The organism is Acinetobacter sp. NIOH-H-8, from assembly GCF_046635365.1.
In the GTDB taxonomy this organism is placed as follows: Bacteria; Pseudomonadota; Gammaproteobacteria; order Pseudomonadales; family Moraxellaceae; genus Acinetobacter.
This window is the reverse complement of sequence record NZ_JBHDVN010000008.1, coordinates 1-19,582: the sequence shown is the minus strand read 5'-3', so window position 1 is coordinate 19,582 and position 19,582 is coordinate 1. Positions and strand designations below refer to the sequence as shown.

General features: G+C 43.1%; 16 protein-coding genes and 2 pseudogenes. 6 read left to right on the top strand and 12 right to left on the bottom strand.

Annotation, left to right across the window (positions count from 1 at the left end; genetic code table 11):
* Positions 1 to 76 precede the first annotated feature (76 nt).
* The 6 genes from ACEWB7_RS05315 (at position 77) to ACEWB7_RS05290 (ending at position 8,255) form a co-directional block, all read left to right on the top strand.
* Positions 77 to 1,030 carry an ABUW_2363 family tetratricopeptide repeat lipoprotein gene (locus tag ACEWB7_RS05315; protein WP_411580480.1) on the top strand — a complete coding sequence of 318 codons (954 nt, stop codon included), beginning with the start codon at positions 77 to 79 and terminating at the stop codon, positions 1,028 to 1,030.
* 124 nt (positions 1,031 to 1,154) lie between these two features.
* On the top strand, positions 1,155 to 3,161 hold the full coding sequence (locus ACEWB7_RS05310) for an esterase/lipase family protein (protein ID WP_312317006.1): 2,007 nt from the start codon (positions 1,155 to 1,157) through the stop codon (positions 3,159 to 3,161).
* A 289-nt stretch (positions 3,162 to 3,450) separates the two neighbouring features.
* A complete protein-coding gene (gene mutS / locus ACEWB7_RS05305; RefSeq protein ID WP_312317003.1) occupies positions 3,451 to 6,075 on the top strand; it encodes a DNA mismatch repair protein MutS in 2,625 nt (874 codons plus the stop codon).
* Between the two features lie 204 nt (positions 6,076 to 6,279).
* Positions 6,280 to 6,603 carry a ferredoxin FdxA gene (gene fdxA, locus ACEWB7_RS05300; protein ID WP_004786212.1) on the top strand — a complete coding sequence of 108 codons (324 nt, stop codon included), beginning with the start codon at positions 6,280 to 6,282 and terminating at the stop codon, positions 6,601 to 6,603.
* 140 nt (positions 6,604 to 6,743) lie between these two features.
* Complete coding sequence (locus ACEWB7_RS05295) at positions 6,744 to 7,457, top strand: D-Ala-D-Ala carboxypeptidase family metallohydrolase (protein WP_004786214.1); 714 nt, start codon at positions 6,744 to 6,746, stop codon at positions 7,455 to 7,457.
* A 132-nt stretch (positions 7,458 to 7,589) separates the two neighbouring features.
* On the top strand, positions 7,590 to 8,255 hold the full coding sequence (locus ACEWB7_RS05290; RefSeq protein WP_125278360.1) for an O-methyltransferase: 666 nt from the start codon (positions 7,590 to 7,592) through the stop codon (positions 8,253 to 8,255).
* A gap of 170 nt (positions 8,256 to 8,425) precedes the next feature.
* Here the strand turns inward: ACEWB7_RS05290 and ACEWB7_RS05285 are convergent, their stop codons facing one another.
* The 12 genes and pseudogenes from ACEWB7_RS05285 to ACEWB7_RS05230 form a co-directional block, all read right to left on the bottom strand.
* The gene (locus ACEWB7_RS05285) at positions 8,426 to 9,268 is read right to left on the bottom strand and encodes a universal stress protein (RefSeq protein ID WP_034703837.1); all 843 of its coding nucleotides are present in this window, start codon (positions 9,266 to 9,268) and stop codon (positions 8,426 to 8,428) included.
* 187 nt (positions 9,269 to 9,455) lie between these two features.
* Complete coding sequence (locus ACEWB7_RS05280) at positions 9,456 to 10,073, bottom strand: acyltransferase (RefSeq protein ID WP_125278361.1); 618 nt, start codon at positions 10,071 to 10,073, stop codon at positions 9,456 to 9,458.
* Positions 10,066 to 10,665, bottom strand: coding sequence for an IMPACT family protein (locus tag ACEWB7_RS05275; RefSeq protein WP_125278369.1), 600 nt, complete (start codon positions 10,663 to 10,665; stop codon positions 10,066 to 10,068). Before ACEWB7_RS05275 ends, ACEWB7_RS05280 begins: the two co-directional genes overlap by 8 nt.
* 114 nt (positions 10,666 to 10,779) lie before the next feature.
* Positions 10,780 to 11,967 (bottom strand): HlyD family efflux transporter periplasmic adaptor subunit, encoded by a 1,188-nt coding sequence (locus ACEWB7_RS05270; protein WP_312316997.1) that lies wholly within the window; start codon positions 11,965 to 11,967, stop codon positions 10,780 to 10,782.
* Positions 11,964 to 14,102 (bottom strand): type I secretion system permease/ATPase, encoded by a 2,139-nt coding sequence (locus ACEWB7_RS05265; protein WP_312316994.1) that lies wholly within the window; start codon positions 14,100 to 14,102, stop codon positions 11,964 to 11,966. Before ACEWB7_RS05265 ends, ACEWB7_RS05270 begins: the two co-directional genes overlap by 4 nt.
* Positions 14,099 to 15,639, bottom strand: a pseudogene (locus ACEWB7_RS05260) (TolC family outer membrane protein). Before ACEWB7_RS05260 ends, ACEWB7_RS05265 begins: the two are co-directional and overlap by 4 nt.
* 140 nt (positions 15,640 to 15,779) lie before the next feature.
* The gene (lptB, locus tag ACEWB7_RS05255) at positions 15,780 to 16,523 is read right to left on the bottom strand and encodes an LPS export ABC transporter ATP-binding protein (protein ID WP_312316991.1); all 744 of its coding nucleotides are present in this window, start codon (positions 16,521 to 16,523) and stop codon (positions 15,780 to 15,782) included.
* Entirely contained in the window at positions 16,523 to 17,089 is a 567-nt protein-coding gene (lptA, locus tag ACEWB7_RS05250; protein WP_004786229.1) for a lipopolysaccharide transport periplasmic protein LptA, read from the bottom strand. Before lptA ends, lptB begins: the two co-directional genes overlap by 1 nt.
* Entirely contained in the window at positions 17,073 to 17,621 is a 549-nt protein-coding gene (gene lptC, locus ACEWB7_RS05245) for an LPS export ABC transporter periplasmic protein LptC (protein WP_175967395.1), read from the bottom strand. Before lptC ends, lptA begins: the two co-directional genes overlap by 17 nt.
* Before the next feature lie 33 nt (positions 17,622 to 17,654).
* Positions 17,655 to 18,194 (bottom strand): HAD-IIIA family hydrolase, encoded by a 540-nt coding sequence (locus ACEWB7_RS05240; protein ID WP_312316987.1) that lies wholly within the window; start codon positions 18,192 to 18,194, stop codon positions 17,655 to 17,657.
* Between the two features lie 3 nt (positions 18,195 to 18,197).
* On the bottom strand, positions 18,198 to 19,175 hold the full coding sequence (locus tag ACEWB7_RS05235) for a KpsF/GutQ family sugar-phosphate isomerase (RefSeq protein ID WP_004786235.1): 978 nt from the start codon (positions 19,173 to 19,175) through the stop codon (positions 18,198 to 18,200).
* A 234-nt stretch (positions 19,176 to 19,409) separates the two neighbouring features.
* Positions 19,410 to 19,582 (bottom strand): annotated as a pseudogene (locus ACEWB7_RS05230) (IS5/IS1182 family transposase); the annotation flags it as partial.

Genomic DNA, 19,582 nt, shown 5'->3' with positions numbered 1-19,582 from the left:
CAGCACTTTTCATAGACTGACGATCATGCATTTTTTGAATAGATGTTTTAAAAAATAACATGAATGGACGGATATTATGACCTTGAAGCCCTTAGCAATTGCTTGCTTAGCTTTTACCATGACGGCGTGCTCTATGGCACCGACCTCAAGCAAACAAAAACAGAAACCAGCTGATCAGGTCGTTTTTGTTGAACCTGAAATTACTCCGCCATTTTATGCTTTAAACCCGTTTAACTATAACGAACCACCTCCATTTGAAGTTCATTTGCAAAAGGCCGCTGCGCAGCCAGTGACAAAAATGGTGGTGACTGATCCTAAAGATCCGTCTAAACAGTTAACCCTAGATGTAAACAAGCTGATTATCCCGATGGTGGATAGCAATACACGCAGTATGCGTTATGCAGCACTTGCCAATGAAAATGAAATCGACATTACCGAAATCGATGATTTCTTGCAGATGGTAGAAGGTAAAGCGCGTCATTATCCACCTCGTTTTAGCGACCGTCAGGAACGCCGTGGTTTTGAAGCAAAGCTTCGCGAAGTTTCTCAACAGCTAGATACTCTAGCTTCACGTCCAAATGCTTCATTTGATGTATTAATGCGTGCATTTAAGGCCAGCGTGATGGCACGTAATCTTGATTTAGGTTCTATCTATACCACCAAGTCAATGACCTATGCACAGCGCATTCTTCGTATCAACCAGGATGATGCTGAAGCAAACTTCTGGTTTGGCTTTGGTCTGTCTGAAGGTGGCGGTCATCGTGAAGCGATTCAGTATTTGGACAAGGCAATGCAGGCGGGTGTTCAGGAAGCTTATTTATCTGCGGCAAATAACTACATTGCCATGGAGAATAAAAAGAATGCTGTTCAGGTTCTGAATAATTACAAAATTAAATATCCGCAAGAAGCTGAAGTCGCTGATCGTCTGATTCAGGAAATTGAAAAACAGGGTCGCTGGAACGTATGGCAAGTCATGCAAACGGCTGCTCCTGCACCAGCACCAGCACCAGCACCAGCACCAGCACAATAAGCTATATTTCAGATTCATAATATTACAAATAGACCGCTGCGGCGGTCTATTTTTATGGAAAAAAATTAGTAAAATACAAAGCATTATCAAGCTTTATAATTTTAAATGAGTGTTCAAAGTCTTTATGCACGAGAAAATAAATAAGATAGCATTACTTTGCACTGTACTCATGACAGCCTTACTCAGTGGCTGTCAGGTGGTGAGTGTTAAAGAGCAGGCTATTAATGTCACCATCAATAATGAACGCGATAGCATTCTTACACGCGATAAGTTGAGTGAAGCCAGTCTGAATGTCCTGTCCATGACCGGACGTGAAGCACAAGTCTGTGAAGATAATCCAGAAGAATGTGTGAAAGAGCTACAAGAAATTCCACAGATTCTGGATGAGCAATTACTTTCCACATCGAGTGAATTATATCTAGCTAAATCACTACAGCTGGGTAAATCGGCTGAATGTAAAACCGGTGCTCTGGCTAAAACCCGATCTGAAGAAAAACAGCAACTGCAAACCCAGAACCTGCAAAAATGTCAGGAACAGCAGTTACAGATGCTGGATAAAAGTATCCGCTACAGTTATGCCTATCTGTTCCAGACTGAACGTGCGCCCCAAGACCGGATTTTCGATAACCGACAAGTTCAGATTCGTGACTTTTATAATCTGGCAATTGCTCATTTAATCCAGATCTACGCGGAACGTTATAAAACCAAAGAAGCCGGACAACGTCTACAGGTTGGAAACAGTGTCTATACCATTAATCTCGACAATTTCCCCCAGCTCAAGAATCAGTCGATTGAACAGTTAATGTCGACCTATAACATGAACTTCTCTGGTCTGCGCTCGATTACCCGTCGTGACGGTTTCGGCTCTGAGTTTCTGGTGGTTTTGCCGGAAGAAAAAATTTCCAAAAAAGATAAAAAATATCTGGTTGATCCACTAAATCACCAATATCAAAATGGTGTAAATCCTTTTATTCATTCAGCACGTTATCTGGCCACCACAATTACTGCCATTCCAGAATCAGCGAACTCTGTAGAACAGATCCTAAATAACAGCAACTTCCATTTAAAACTTTATGACCCGTATAAATATGACAAGATTAAAGTTGCCAATAAGGAATATGCTTTAGCGGCAAACTTTTCAGCGCCTTATGGGCTATGGCTGGCAGAAAACAATCTGGGACGCGCAGCTTATCTGACACTGATCAATCGTGACGATAATCTGGTCATGCCGCATCTGTTTATGCTGGAACCTTATAATCCAAATAAAAAGGTTTTAGTGCTGATTCATGGTTTGGCCAGCAGCCCGGAAGCCTGGATTCGTTTAACGAATGATATTATGGGTGATCCGGTCTTAAGAGAAAATTTCCAGGTGTGGCAGGTCTTCTACTCAACCAACATGCCTATTCTGGAAAGCCGTTTCCAGATTAATGCGCTGCTTCAACAAGGTTTCGCGCGTATTAGTAATAATGCACCAGCCAAAAAAGAAGCTGTACTGGTTGGACACAGTATGGGCGGTGTCATTGCCCGTCTATTGGTGAGTGATGCAGATATTACCGAGCCCGCTTTTAATATTGTAAAAAATTCAAAGCTGACCAAGTTCCGGGACAATCCGCTCTTTAAAGCACGCTTGAAAATGCAGCCAGTTCCGAATTTTAGTCGCGCTATTTTCCTAGCAGCACCGCATAAAGGGACCGATTATGCAGATCGCTGGCATACCAAACTGGCACGTAAAATTATTCGTGTTCCGAGTGCCTTTTTGGGCGCATTTGCCGACACAGTCCAAGGTGAAATTGGCTTAAGTGATTTCCTACATGAAGTCGGTCGTGACCTGATTCAAAATGGGCCGAGTGACCTTAGTAAAAAATCAAAGTTCACGGCATTGACTAAAGATATTAATCCTGCACCGGGATTCAAATTTCACTCGATTATTGGCAACAATACAGATAGTGATGATGAAAATATCATGACTGATGATGTCGTTGCTTATCAGAGTGCATATCTTGAAGGTGCGGCTTCCAATAAAATTATCAAAGGTGGACATTCCGTTCAGGAAACGCCTGAGGCTGTACTGGAACTCCGCCGCCTTCTCAGATTACATCTAGTCGACTTAGGATTGTATGACCCTGATTAAATTTTGATGAAAGATATAAAAAAGCTGCCAATCGGTGGCTTTTTTTATGGGCAACCCATGTATCAATACCCTTTTATGCTTTATATCGACTAAGTCCGTCTAAATACAGATTCCTGCGGATTTATATTTCTTTCTAAAAATTAAATTTGTTAGACTTGAGGCAATTATTTTTGACATTCAAACCGGTCTTTACAGGATTTTAGCTTAGGCTATTTTCCAGGTTTTCCGAGGATAGTGTTTCGGAAAAAGATTCAGGTTTTGCTTTATATATTTAAAGGATTTTTTCTTAATGACCAGTTCAGAACTTGTGGCTGATCTCTCTAGCTTAACGCCCATGATGCAGCAGTACATGTCGGTCAAAATGCAGCATCCACACTCATTGATGTTTTATCGCATGGGTGATTTCTATGAACTGTTCTTTGAAGATGCCCATAAGGCCGCCAAAATTTTAGGCATTACCCTGACCCATCGCGGTAAAGCCAATGGCCAGCCAATTCCCATGGCCGGTGTACCTTTCCATGCTGCTGAAGGCTATCTAGCTCGTCTGGTGAAAAAAGGCGAAACGGTGGTGATCTGCGAGCAGATCGGTGAAGTGACTGGTAAAGGTCCAGTTGAACGTGGGGTCGTCCGAATTATCACTCCCGGGACTTTAACTGATGATGCCTTATTAGGTGCGCATCAAACCTCCAACCTGGTTGCTCTGTGTGTTCAACACCAACAAATCGGAATTGCACTTCTCGACCTGAGTGCGGGTTTATTTAAAGTCCAGCAAATCGATTATGACTTAAGTCAGTTAGCCATTGAGTTGGCACGCCTGATGCCTAGCGAAATTGTGATGGATGAAAATCTGCAAGATCAGGCACTAGTAGAACACTTAAAACAACAGCTAGATATTCCAATCAGTAAACGTCCGAATGTTGACTTCAACCAGAACAATGCTCAGAAGACATTATGCGACCAGTTTGCAGTAAGCACACTTTCAGGTTTCGGAATTGATCATCTCCCTTTGGCCAAAGCTGCTGCGGCTGCATTGATTCACTATGCCAAAGAAACCCAGAAAACGGCTTTACCACATATCCGAACCATTCAACTGGAACAAAGTTCAGACTTTATTGCACTGGATCCAGTTACCCGTCGTAATCTTGAGCTAATTGAGCCTTTATTTGAACATGGCACTTCATTGTTCCAGCTAATCAATGATTGTCAAACTGCTATGGGTGGCCGTCTGCTTAGTCGAACCTTGATGCAACCGCTTCGTGATACCGCGATTCTGGATGAGCGACTAGATGCGACACAGGCATTGCTTAAAGGTTTCCATGAATCGCCAGTCCGTCTGGTCTTAAAAGAAATCAGTGATATTGAACGTGTACTCAGCCGTATCGCTTTGGGTAGTGCCCGTCCACGCGATCTGGTTCAATTACGTCAAGCCTGTGCACAAATTCCATTTTTACGCCATGCGTTACAACCGCTGTTAAGTCAACAGAATTCGAAATTATTACAACAGCTGAATGAAGAACTGGGTGATTTTCATGGCCTGCATCAGCGCCTGATGTCCGCTATCGTTGAAAATCCACCGGTATTGCTACGTGATGGCAATGTCATTGCAGAAGGTTTCGATAGCGAGCTGGATGAGCTGCGTAAAATCCGTGACCATGCCGGACAGTTCCTGATTGATCTGGAAATTAAGGAACGGGAGCAAAGTGGCATTCCTACCCTGAAAATCGGCTATAACCGTGTCAGTGGGTACTATATTGAATTAACCCGTGCACAAGCTGAACAGGCACCTGAGCATTATATCCGTCGACAAACACTCAAAAATGCCGAGCGTTATATCACACCTGAACTGAAAGCTTTTGAAGATAAAGTATTGTCTAGCGAATCCCGTGCACTTGCTCGTGAGAAAATGTTGTTCGAAATGCTGCTGGATGAACTGCGTCAGGATATTGGCAATCTACAGATGATGAGCAGTGCGATTGCCCAGATCGATCTGTTGGCAAACTTTGCGCATCAGGCACGTTTACGCAACTGGTCACGACCAAAATTTAGCCCTGAAATTGGTGTGAAAATCGTTGCCGGTCGTCATCCTGTGGTGGAAGCTTTAAGCAAGGCTGCATTTACTCCGAATGATACACAGCTGGATTATCAGCACCGTATGGCCATTATTACCGGTCCAAATATGGGCGGTAAATCCACCTTTATGCGCCAGACTGCCCTGATTGCCCTGCTAGCTTATTGCGGTAGTTATGTGCCGGCGCAATCGACAACACTGGGTCCAATTGACCGGATCTTTACCCGGATTGGCTCTGCAGATGATTTGTCGACCGGTAAATCAACCTTTATGGTCGAAATGACGGAAACTTCGCAAATTCTGCATCATGCTACCAGCCAGTCGCTAGTCCTGATGGATGAAGTGGGTCGCGGGACCAGTACTTATGACGGGCTGTCCCTGGCTTGGGCTTGTGTGCTGGATCTGACTAAACGGATTCAATGTCTATGTCTGTTCGCAACGCATTATTTTGAGCTGACCGAACTGGATAAAGAAGCAGGAATTGATAACTACCATGTCACCGCCAAAGAACTAAATGGCAATCTGATTCTGCTGCATAAAGTCCAACATGGTCCAGCTAGTCAGAGTCATGGTTTACAGGTGGCTAAATTGGCAGGTATTCCTGCGGCTGTAATTAAAGAAGCTCAGCATCGCTTGAAGATTCTGGAAAAGCAACATCAGGCCAAACCGCAAAGTCCACAGCATGACCTGTTTGCGATGCCGGAAATTATTGAAAAGGTCATCGAGATTGAAAAGCCTTCAGCAGCACTTGAGTTATTAGAAGACATTGATGTTGATAACCTGAGCCCACGTGAAGCATTACAGCAGCTATATGCGCTCAAAGATCTCATGAAACAGCCAAGTTAAAATCTCTCCTAAGCCCTATCTTGTATAGGGCTTAGCTGATGATGATTCTCATTCCCTAAGCCTTTCATCAAATCATCGCAGTTTTTTCAAATTTAACAGTCCTATATATAACAAATATCAATAAAAGGAATTGTTTGTTCCCTTTATTTTTGCCTAAAATACGGTATTCGTCATTAGAACCATATTTTTTAGGTAGCTGTCGCCATGACCTTCGTTGTCACTGAAAATTGTATTAAATGTAAATATCAAGACTGTGTTGAAGTTTGCCCTGTAGACTGTTTCTATGAAGGTCCTAACTTCCTTGTGATTAACCCGGACGAGTGTATCGACTGCGCGTTATGTGAGCCTGAATGTCCTGCGAATGCAATTTTCTCTGAAGATGAGTTACCGGAAGGCCAAGAAGTCTTTATCGAACTGAATGCTGAACTGTCTCAGAAATGGCCGAACATCACTCAAATTGGTGAGCAACCTGCTGACCGTGAAGAGTGGAATGGTAAAACTGATAAATTACAATATCTTGAAAAATAATTTTTCAAATCTTAAAAAAAGACCAGCATAGACTGGTCTTTTTTTATACCTCATCCACACATTTCATTGCAATTTATCCTGATTTTCTCCGTAAAAGTGGACTAAAATAGCGCTATTTTAAAATATCTGAATTGCTATCAATGAAGCATTTAATAAAGGGGTTATTGAGTGTTTGTATAATCCCGCTTGTCTTTGTAGGATGTGCTACCACCACAAAACAGTCTGGTAAGGTAACTCCAGATAAAAGGATTTACATCCCAGAAGAACGAGTTCAGTACAATCATAAACCACAGCCTAAACCGGTTCCTTATGTCTATACTCACTGGGTATCAGCACTAAATAACCTGTCTCTTGTACGTGAATATGAAAACTTTCTAGCACAGCAAGGAGTCGGGAATATTATTCCAAGCTTTGAGCTGATGCGTACTGCACGGGACTGGGCCAAATGTGGTCGTTCGCAATACATGATTCCAAGCCGTGAGCTCTGGTCAAATCAGGTGCCTACTTTACGTGTTTTTAAATATCTGGTTGCAGCTAATGTGCTGACTGATTTTGAAGTTACTTCAGTCTATCGTGACCTACCTTTAAACCAGTGTGCCGGTGGAGCCAATTCATCACGTCACCTGTTTAACTCGGCGATTGATTTCCGGATCGGACCTGAATACCCACAGGCTCAGGATTATGCAGCGATTGAAAATACCAAGTTCAAACTGTGCCAGTTCTGGTTACAGCATGGACAAAGCCTGAACATGGGACTCGGTTTATATGCTTCTGGCCAAATCCATATTGATACTCAAGGTTATCGCACTTGGGGCCCGGATTTAAGCCGTCGCTCATCAATGTGTAATTACTAAGTCATTTCATTTGCTATACAAAGCCAGCTTTTGGCTTTGTATAGCTTAAAAAACCAGCGAATATAGAACAATAAATTGCGCTGTGCCCGGAAAAGTTTAAAATGCACGCATCACAATAAAGGTGCGAGTACTATGCAACAAATGTGGACAGATATTGACCGCTACATTGATTCACATTTAATTCCTGAAGATCCCATCCTGAATCAGACCCTCGAAAATACTGCTGCACATGGTTTTCCAGATCATCTGGCTGTTGCGCCGAATCAGGGCATGCTGCTGCAAATGCTGATCCAGATGAATAAGTGCAAGCGCGTACTGGAACTGGGAACCTTTGCTGCATATAGCACCATGTGGCTGGCTCGTGCCCTACCTGAAGACGGTTATATCCTGACCATTGAAGGCCGTGACACGCATGCTGCCATGGGACAGGAAAATATTGATCGTGCACAGTTAAAACAGAAAGTTGAGCTGAAATGTGGCCGTGCTGCAGATGTGCTTCGTGCCCTGCCTGAAGGTACTGAAGCCTTCGACTTTATTTTTATTGATGCTGATAAGCAAAGTTATCCTGAATATCTTGAGCTGAGCTTAAACCTTTCTCACTCCGGCACCATTATCTTCCTGGACAATGTGATTCGTGCCGGTGATATCATCAATCCGGACAATAAAAAACCAAGTATTGAAGGCATTCGTGACATGTTTAAAGCGCTGGAAAATCATCCACGTATCTTGTCTTGTACTGCTTTACAGACCGTCGGTAGCAAAGGCCATGATGGTTTTGCACTCGCAATTGTCAAATAATACGACTAGAACAAAAATCAGCCAATAAAGTATTCCTGATAAATAACATCATCTTACAGAATGTAACCACAGAGTTATCCACAACATATGAGGATAACTCTGGTTATTTTTAATTCAAGCTGTAACAATTTATCAAAAAATACATCTATGCCAGTTTTATCACCTTCTTTCTACTTCGCTACCAATAATGGCACTTTAGAATTTCGGAAAATCGTTGTCGCAATACTACCCAAGAAGAACTGGTGGATTTTGCTATGACTGAATGCTCCCAAGACAATTAACTGAATCCCATGTTCCTGCTGATAAGACAGGATATTCTCAGCCACTTCTCCGTAACGGTATTCTGGCACGACCTCTAGTCCTGCTTCTGTCAAATATTGCAGAGGCTCATTCAGGATTTCCACATGATCCCCGATATAAAGCAGATGACATTGTAATTGTCTTAATAAATCACTTTCTGCAATACGTTTCATCATCTTCACACAAGTCGGTGAATATTCATAAGCGAAAATAAAACGTGTCGGTGGTCTGAAGTGTTCCCCTACAGTCATCACTGTACAGTTAGCACCACGGATAAAGTTTTCAACATTGGTGCCAATTGGCTTGTTTTTCTCCGCAGAACGCTCACCAAGTAATCCAATGACTGCAATATCATCAGGCTTTAGAATCTGAAAACTTTGTTCCAGAAAATCGCCTTTTTCCTGAATATGTGTGGTGCGGATGCCATAATCTTTAAAGATACGATCCGAAATATGCTGGAGTAGATTATTGCTATAACTAAGCGCAATTTCACTTTGCTTTTGCTCCAGCTCAGCCAGCTCTTTAAGTAACATGGCATTGCTTTCAAAGCCAATTACACCGCTAATTTCCCCAAGATGATAACTGGCCGGGTAATAATCCAGAACTTGTAATAAAACCAGTTCACGGCCGGTCTGTTTGGCAATCCATGCAGCAGCATCTGCAAGCGCGTTCGTGCATGGTGAGGAGTCTATGCAGGCAATGACACGTTTCATGTTCAGCCTCTCTTTTATAATAAAAATTTCTTAGTTATTTTTAACTTAGCACAAGCATTAGTAAATGTGCACTGAAATCTGTAAGGCTTGAATTGAAATATGTTAACTTTTATGTGATGTGATAAGGCCTTTACTCAATATTAAGCACTTGATATAAATCCTTTTTCCATGCGCCTATTTCATTATTTTAATCACGATATCGAATCAATTTTGCCGGATTTCCGGCGACAATTGCACGCGCTTCAATATCCTTTGTAACCATGCTATTCATCCCTATAATCGCCTGATCAGCAATTTTCACCCCATCTTTAATGCCAACATTGGCACCTAACCAGACATCCCGACCAATCTCAATTCCTTTGGACCTGACTGACTGCTGATAAATCGGCTGATCCAATTCCATCCCATGATCAAAGGCATAAAGATGACAATAGGCTGCGATGCGTACCTGATCATGCAGTTTAATCCCAACCCGACCACCATCCAGAATACAGTGATGATTGATTGCAACTTCGTTACCTATTTCTAAAGGACCATGTAGCGTACAATCTGCCGCAATAAAGGTATTATCTCCGATACTAATTTTACGACCCGGCTCAGCAAAGATATGCGCCAATGGCGAAATAAAACAGTTTTCTCCAATTTCGACTGTTTCCATCTCCATTAGATAGGTCTGATATTCTTTCTGCCAAGCTTCAGCCCAACCACGATTCTTGGGTTTTAAGGACCAATATAACCAAGGCATATAATTCAGGCGGTGTTTATGCTGCTCACGATATTTCAGCAATGGATCTGGTTCAGTCATCTGCGGCTTCTTCTATGATTTTTAACTGTTCACGTCCACGAGTAACATCCTGAATCTTCAGGGCAAAAGGTTCAAGCTGATGTTTCTGGAATTGTGCCTGAACCTGTACGCCTTCAGCCGAATATTCTTCCTGATAATCAATCTGCAGCTGATTCAGCTCATACTGAAAAATGGCCCATTCATTAAACTGGCAAGCAAATTCGACTTTTTTCTTTTCAATCAGTTCAATTTTTTCAGCTAATAACAAACATTGCCCAGCACAGCCCCCATAGGCACGGACCAGACCACCGGTGCCTAATTTAATACCGCCATACCAGCGATTCACCAGTACCAGTACATTGGTTAGCTCATTGCCTTCAATGGTCGCGAGGATCGGTCGGCCTGCGGTACCCGATGGCTCACCATCATCATTAAAGCGTACATGATGACCGATTTTCCAGACCCAGCATTGATGAGTGGTGGTCGGATCACGGTAGGCCTCCAGAAAATCCTTCACATCCTGCTCATTTTCTACAGGTGTGGCAAAGGCCTGAAATCGGCTTTTTTTGATGTCTTCCTCAAAGCTGACAAGGCTGGCAATAGTAAATGGCATAACTTCAGGCATTCAAATTTCACCTGTGCAGTATACCTGTTTTGACGTGGCAAAGAAAAAGCCTCTCTATACGAGAGGCTTGATTCAATTTAATTTTATTAATTACTTTTAAATTTAACGTTCACGCAATGCTTCTTTAGCCTTGTTGAATGGCTTGATCAGATAATCCATTACCGTTTTTGCGCCGGTACGAATATCGACGGAGGCCACCATACCTGGTGTGATATTGAACTCCTGTCCAGCAGCATTTCTCAGCTTGTCACTATCGGTACGGATATACACCCGATAATAGAACTGATCCTGTTTGACTTCATCTCGTAAGGTATCTGGTGAAATCACGGTCACCTTTCCTTTTAGACCGCCATAAATCGAGTAATCATAGGCAGTAATCTTAACCAGTGCTTCCTGATCAGGCCGGATAAAGGCAATATCACGTGGTGAAATTCGGGCCTCAACCAGTAATTTTTCATCCAGAGGCACGATAGTAATCAGCTTGCCATTTTGCGGAACCACGCCCCCTAAAGTCATGACATCAATTTCTTTGACCACACCACGAACTGGGGATTTAAAAATGGTCCGGTTCAAGGTATCTGACTTACCGCGTACCACCTGTTGCTGGGTTTCCACATCAGTATTGGCTTTGGACAGCTCTTCCCGTGCTTTCACATAATATTGGTTGCGAATATCATTCATCTGGTTACGCAGGTCATTGGCTTCACGCTTCAACCGTAAAACTTCAACTTCACTGGCTGCCCCTTTAGCCACCAATGGCGCGGTCATTTCCAGTTCCTGTTGTACCAGTACCAATGCCTGTTGCAAGCCGGCAAGAGATTCTTCCAAATTGGCACGACGTGACTGATACAGTGCGGTTTCTTCTTTAACCAGTTTCGGATATTTCAGCACTTCTTCCGGGAAAGACAACGGCGTACCACTTACTTCTGCACGTAAACGGGCGGAAGTCGCACGTGAAGCGATCAGTATGGATTCTGATTCGCCGACATTAGATTCAAATCGGGTTGGATCGAGCTGTGCCAAGACTTGACCACGTTCCACAATCTCGCCTTCTTTGACATTCAACTTGGTTAGAATGCCACCCTCCAGAGACTGAATCACCTGTTCCTTGGAAGATGGAATGACTTTACCCGTACCGGTCGAGACCTCTTCCAGTTTAAATAACCAGGCCCATGTCAGCAGTATTAACAAACCAATGCCCACAATCCAGATAATCAAACTGGATTTAGGTAATGGCGGTTCCTGAAAGCTCACCTTGTTTGAACGCGTTAATGTTTGTGGTTCACTCATGCGCTTGCTCCCACGACCCGTTTATTTCCTACCTGTGACTGATTTAATATCTGGTCTCGTGGACCATCCATGACAATTTTGCCATCATTGACCACAAGAATACGGTCAACTAACTCCAGTACGGCGCGACGATGCGTTGCCACCACCAGTGTACGATGTGCCAGATACCCTTTCAGATGATCAATTAACTGCCTTTCTGAAACATCATCAATCGCTGCGGTTGGCTCATCTAGTAACAAAATTTTAGGCTGGCGGATAAGAAGCCGTGCGAGTAATAAGGCTTGACGCTGTCCACCCGAGAAGCCCACTCCACCTTCCAGAATGATATGATCCAGACCTTCTTTTTTCTCTTGAACAAAGTTAAGTGCACCAGTGATTTGTAAGGCTTCCAGAATCTGTTGATCCGTAGCGAGCGGTGCACTCAAAGTCAGGTTTTCACGAATACTACCGTAAAAGAGTTGTGAATTCTGATTGAGCAAGCCCATATCACGGCGTACATCTGAAGGATCGATCAGAGTCAGATCAATACCATCCAGTTTGACCTTACCCTGTGCTGGGGTTTGCATGCCCGACAACAATTGTAACAGCGTCGATTTACCTGCACCGTTACGGCCCAGAATTGCTATTTTTTCACCGGGCTTGATTTCCAGTTTTGGAATGACCAGGCTCGGTTTGGGATCATCATCGCCATATTTGAACACCACACCACTCAGGTCATAATGACCATCCAATACAGGACGGTGAATCAGATGTGAATAATCCGGCTGATCCACCGGTTTTTTCATTAACTCATCCAGACCGCCTTTAGCAACTTTGGCTTGCTGTAAACGGCCCAAGACACCGGTAATTTGTGAAATGGGTGCCAGCATCCGTGATGATAAAATCGAACAGGCAACTAAAGCACCTGTGGTCATCTCACCATCCATCACCGCAAATGCACCGACCAAGACCACAATGGCAAAGGTGAGTCCCTGAATTTTTTGGGTCCATGCTGTCATCAATCCAACAATTTTACGTTGTTGCATGCTGACATCAGCAGAGACCTCATTCATATGATTCCATTGGTTCTGGAAACGGGTTTCAGCTCTTAACAGCTTGATATCTTCAATCCCTTGTACGGCTTCTACTAATAAAGCATTACGGATCGCAGATTCACGCATTCCTAACTGTGCCAACTTGGCCAGTTTTTTCTGCGCCAGAATTCCCGGAAGAATCATGAGTGGTACTACCAGTAGCATGACCCAGAACAGGTTGCCGCCAATAATCCAGAATATCCCCAGGAACAGGAAGAAGAATGGCAGATCTGCAATTGCCGTCACGGTAGTGGAAGTGACCAGTTCACGCACACCTTCGAGTTCACGAATCTGTGAAATAAAAGTTCCGGTTGATTTGGAACGCTCACTATTTTTAATTCTTAAGGAATGACCAAATACCCGGTCAGAAATTTTCAGGTCAGCCCGTTTACCAATAATGTCTGAAAGATAAATACGGGATACCCGTAATACAAATTCGAAAATAGCCGCAATCAGTACACCACCGGCCAACACCCACAAAGTAGGAATCGATTGTGAAGGAATGACACGGTCATAAACGTTCATCGAGAATACAATCGTCGCTAAAGCCAAAATATTGGCGATTAAAGAGGCAAACATTACATCGATATAGCGTTTCCAGTCTTTTAAAACAATTGACCAGAACCAGTTTTTCTCAAAGGGCTTGATATATTCATCGACACGCGCATCCGGTACAGAAGACTCTGGTCGCAGGATGTAAATATGCTTCGCACCTGTTTCTAACTGCCCGATGGTAAAGCTTTGCGATAAACCGGCATCTCCACTCAGTTGTACGCTAACATTGCCTTGTGTGTCGATACGTTCAATAACACCGACATCTCCGCTATCAAATTCAACCAGTAAGGGCAAACGCCAAGGATTCAGCAGACTGCTATCGAATTTATTTTTGCGGACATTTAATCCCATCTGACGGCTAACAATCTTGAGCATTTCATCAATGTTATGATGCTGGTTCCAGTCCAGTTGCAGACGAATCCGTTCCTCAGATGGTTCGATCCGATAATGCTTGGCAATATTTAAAACTGCCTGAAGCCACGGCTGATAATTTATTGTAGTACTCATGGCTGAACTTCAAACCCCTGAATAGAAATACGGTTAAGCGCGTAAATATCCCGTGTACGACCTGTCACCTGAATGTATTGCACAATTGCCGAATAGATGTCATAGCGCGCTGATTCAATTTCCTGTGCTGCACTGTGAATCGCCTGTTCTGCATTCAATAAATCCACTACTGTCCGCGTGCCCAATTTATATTGTTCTTGATATAGCTCTTTGGTTCGTACCGTGGTTTCACGGCGCTGAGCCAGGACATCCATTTGTCTTTGTTTATTTTCAATCTGTTCCCGGATTAAGCGAACCTGATCCAGCACATCCAGATAGACAGTATTGACCTGTGCGCGTGCCGCTTCTTCGGCATAACTGGCAGCACGTGCCTGAGACCGAACAGCGCCCCCCTGATAAAAATTACTACTGGCTTCAATCATAATTGAATTATAAAAGCCATCATCTTCATTATTATTCGGATTTCAACCATTGACCGCCTGACTTAAGCTACCTTTCAGATTAATGGTCGGATAACGGCTTAAACGTGCCTGATCTTTTTGCAATCGGGCTACATCTACTCCTGAATGTGCCAAGATCATGCTTGGAATCTGGGTAAATTCGGGATCCTGATAAAGATCAGCTTGAGTCACGATACGATCTGGAATTTCCCATTGAATTGCAGAGACATCAAATCCCAATAAAGTTCGCAAACGTTGCTGATATTGTCTCAACTGAGTCTGTTGCACGATCAGGTTAGATTGCGCAGCTTCCAGATTGGACTGCGCCTGAACCGGATCAGCCTGTGTGCTAATCCCGGCGCGGGCACGTAAATTGGCAATTTCTGCAATCCGTGCAATGCCCTGAATCTGCTGTTCGGCAATCTTGGTAATTTCCTGATAGCGTTTAATATTGACGATGGCATCCGCTACTTCCAGTGCGACCTGATCCAGACTTACCAATACTCTTGCCTGATCTTCTGCCAGTCTCGCTTCTTCAACACTGACATTGGTTCTAATCTTGCCAAAGTCATATAGCATTTGGGTTGCATTTAGAGAAATCACCTGACGTCCACGTTCACCTGAGGTCAAATCTCCAGTACCTACACCGCCAGATAACTGCGGATAATACGCAGCTTTGGCCACATCAATATTGGCGGCCTGTGCAGATAAAGACGAAATACTCTGGGCAATTTCCGGACGACGCTGAACTGCAGTATGAACCGCCTCAATCAGACTCATTTTGCAGGAATACCAGCATTTATAGGTCGAATTGAAGATTGTGCCTGCTGCGGCCGACTAATCTGCGGCAGTTCAGCCACCTTTGAGGTATCCAGTGAGTACTGACTAAGTGAGCTAATATCAATCGTCTGCGCTGATCGCGTTGGCTCTGGTGCAATCAGTTTTCCTAATCCACTTTTAATATTATTAAAATAATTCTGTGAATTTTCTGCATGTACGAATGGCACAGATAAAGGCAAAAGAAGAATGATCCATATTCCCTTATTTTTATCTATTATCCCCTGAACATTTTTTAAGTGCTGCACCCTAAATTGCATAATAATGAATGTTTCGTGTTTTAGCCTAACAATATATCAAATCATACAAAAAGATAGCGTTTTCGTCTTAATGTAATTAAAAAAAACCCGCATTTGACGACTGAAGTCTTAATGCGGGTTTTTCTGATAATGAAAATTTTCTATACAGTAAAGTCATCACCCAGATAAACTTTACGTACCGTTTCATTGACCAGAATTTCTTGTGCCGTGCCTTCAGCAATGACTGAACCTTCGCTGACAATATAGGCATGTTCACAGATGGCCAAAGTTTCACGTACGTTGTGGTCGGTAATCAATACACCAATTCCGCGATCTTTCAGCGTCGTAATAATATCTTTAATATCACCCACGGAAATCGGGTCAACCCCGGCAAAAGGTTCATCCAGTAACATGAATTTAGGGTCAGCCGCCAAAGCACGAGCAATTTCAGCACGACGACGTTCACCACCCGATACACTCATACCCAGTGAATCTTTAATATGGGTAATTTTAAAGTCTGCCAGTAATTCTGCTAAACGTTGTTGACGCTGAGCTTTGCTTAAATCCTTACGGGTTTCCAGAATCGCCATAATATTTTCAGAAATGGTTAGTTTTCTAAAAATAGAAGCTTCCTGCGGTAAATAGCCAATACCTTTACGCGCACGTTCATGCATTGCCAAGTCAGACAAATCAAGATCATCCAGATGGATTTCACCTTTATCCATACGCACCAGCCCCACCACCATATAGAAACTGGTGGTTTTGCCCGCACCGTTAGGCCCTAAAAGCCCAACAATCTGCCCACTTTCCATACTGAAGGAAACGTCCTTGACTACCCAGCGTTTACTATAATTTTTCGCCAGATGCTTAATGGTTAAAGTTTGAACCTGATGCGTCTGTGCCATTAATCACGTGCTCCCGGGAAGGATTTCGAAGATGAAGGCGGAATCACGATTTGTACACGACCTGCTGCTGAACCGGTTTTATTTGGTGTACCTGTTGCTTCAATATCGCCTTTATTCATGCTGTATTTCAGCGTATTACCACGGATACTAGCGCCATCTTGCTGCAAGTAGGCATTTCCAGACAGGGTAATAATACCGGTTTCCGCATTATATACAATTTTCTGTGCCTGACCTTTGGCCAAACCTTTGGCAGGATCCACTTTCTGCTGAAATTGAGCCGGGCTACCTGTTGCCGTAATCAGACTGATCTGTTTTTTATTATTCAGATTCGCCACAATCGAATTGGCCTGCAATTTCATGGTGCCCTGTTCAATAATGACATTACCTGAATAAGTCGTGACTCCGGTACGCTCATTAAAAGTCGCACGGTCAGCTAATAAGGTAATCGGCTGGTTACGGTCAGATGGCAATGCAAACGCAGTGGCTGAACCCAATGCAACCAGACTTAATAACGCAGCGCGCTTAAGGAAAGTGTTCATCATTTTAGCTCTAGGAATTTGGTTCATACTTTCCTCGAATATTAAAGAATTCGTATTGACCATCATTAAGATTGGCTTTTAGGCCCTGACTGATAAACTCAGCCTGTGGAGATTCAACAATAACGGTTTTATCGGTTTCAATTTCACGTGTTTTCGGAAAAGCCGTCAGCTCCTCAGTACGGAACTGCATTTTTCCATTTTGCATGATCTTGGTCGCCAGCACTTCTTGAGAAAGTACAACTTTTGTATTGTCATCATAACCGTTGCCCTGTTTGGCAAAGAATGTCGCATCAACCTGACCGTCTTTATAGGTCGTTGCCTGCAGATTTTTAAGACTCGAAGTCTCTAGCTGCAGGTTTTGTTCAAGCTGGTCGACCTGAGCACGAACAGACAACATGCCTTTTTCATCAGTCTGGGTTAAGTTAATATTATTCGCAGAATAGGTCATGCTACGTGCAGAATCAGTCTGCAACTTGTTGCCTTTACCGCTGTAATAGTAATACCCACCACTTATTGCGGCAATAATAATAGCCGTAAGATATAAAACTCTAGTGTCCATAAGCGGTGTACTTAATCCAGGATGTATGACTTATTAATAAGGCGCACGAGTATATTTTTCAAGTAACTCTTGGTACTTACCTTTGGACATCAGTAACATGTCACAAATCTCGCGTACCGCACCACGACCACCATAGGCCTGCGTTACCAGATCAGCACGACGACGTACTTCAACATGCCCGTTTGGGACAGTCACTTTCATGCCAGCAATCGCGAAGGCAGACAGATCAGGCCAATCGTCACCCATGTATAAACAGTCTTCAGGGTCAATATTGAGCTGAGTACAAGCTTCACGTAAAGCAGTCCCTTTATCTTCGCGGTCCTGATATACCAGATCTACGCCCAAATCCGACATACGTTTCTGTACGATATTGCTTTGACGTCCAGTAATAATGATCACTTTGATTCCGGCTTGCTGTACCAGTTTCATACCCAGACCATCACGGATATCAAAAGATTTGATCTCATCACCTGTATTGGTCAATGTGACAAAACCATCGCTTAAAATACCATCTACATCAAGTACCAGTGCCTCAATATGACGTGCCTGCTCTAATAATACATAAGATGCCATTTATTAATTTACCCCAGCCTGAATCAAGTCATGCATACTAATTACACCAATGACTTTATTGGCATCATCAACTACAACAAATTGATTAATTTTACGTTCGTTCATTTTTTCCAGTGCAACGACAGCACGCGCTTCCTGAGAAATCGTCAGCGGATTTTTGGTCATCACTTCCTGAATCGGTAAATTGACATCGAAACCTTGCTGTTTGTCGATCAAGCGGCGCAAGTCACCATCAGTGAAAATACCCAGCAGAAGGTCATTTTGATCCACAATTGTGGTTAAACCTAGGCGTTTATTTGAAATCTCGTATAAAACTTGATTCATCGGTGTATCTGGTGACACTTTTGGCAATTCAGAACCTGTATGCATTAGGTGTTTTACATGCAGCAATAAGCGTTTACCCAAGGCACCCGCTGGATGTGACAAGGCAAAATCGTCAGCAGTAAAACCACGGGCATCCAGAAGAGCGACAGCCAGTGCATCACCCAGCGCTAAAGTTGCTGTTGTACTCGAAGTCGGTGCTAGGCCAAGTGGACAGGCTTCCTGAAGATGACCCAGAGTTAAAGCCACATCAGCATTTTGTGGCATTGGGCCTTTAGCATCACCACTAATGGTAATTAAGGGAATTTCCAGACGCTTGATCAGAGGCATCAGCATCATGATTTCATCGCTTTTGCCTGAGTTTGAAATGGCAATCAGTACATCACCCGGTACCAGCATCCCAAGATCACCATGCCCTGCCTCGCCCGGGTGCATGAAGAATGAAGGCGTACCCGTAGACGCAAAAGTTGCCGCCATCTTACGGCCAATATGCCCGGATTTCCCCATCCCGGTAATCACCAGACGACCTTTGCACTGCAGGATAATTTCACATGCCTGACTAAAACGCTCATCAATCTGCGTGGCTAAAATCTGTAATGCTTGTTCTTCGATACGCAAGGTTTCAAGTGCAACTTTCTGGAAGTCTATTTGATTTGGCATATTTGGTGGGTTCAAAGTAGGTTTACCTTAACTCTATACAGAGTTGACTCAGTCTAGCAAAAAATAATTTTCGCAATTTTATCATATCTATGCAAATGTCAGGTTTCAAAATGTAGAGCTTTTCATAAAACTTAGACAGAATGTTTTGAAATTTTTTCTTCAATTAGCCTGTAATTGCTCCTATTTAAATCATGTAATTTAGGGTCTGTTGACACTTACTGTTCATAATTAAACCTATAAAGGTAGCCATAAAAATATACAGGCTAAGGCAACAGAACTCTGATAATTTCTTTTGAGCTTGTCATATCGAGTAGCTATTCCTCTAAATTGCTTTAATCTACAAAACATATTTTCAACTAAATGCCTGATTTTATATAAATACCAGTCCATATGATCATTGTTCGATT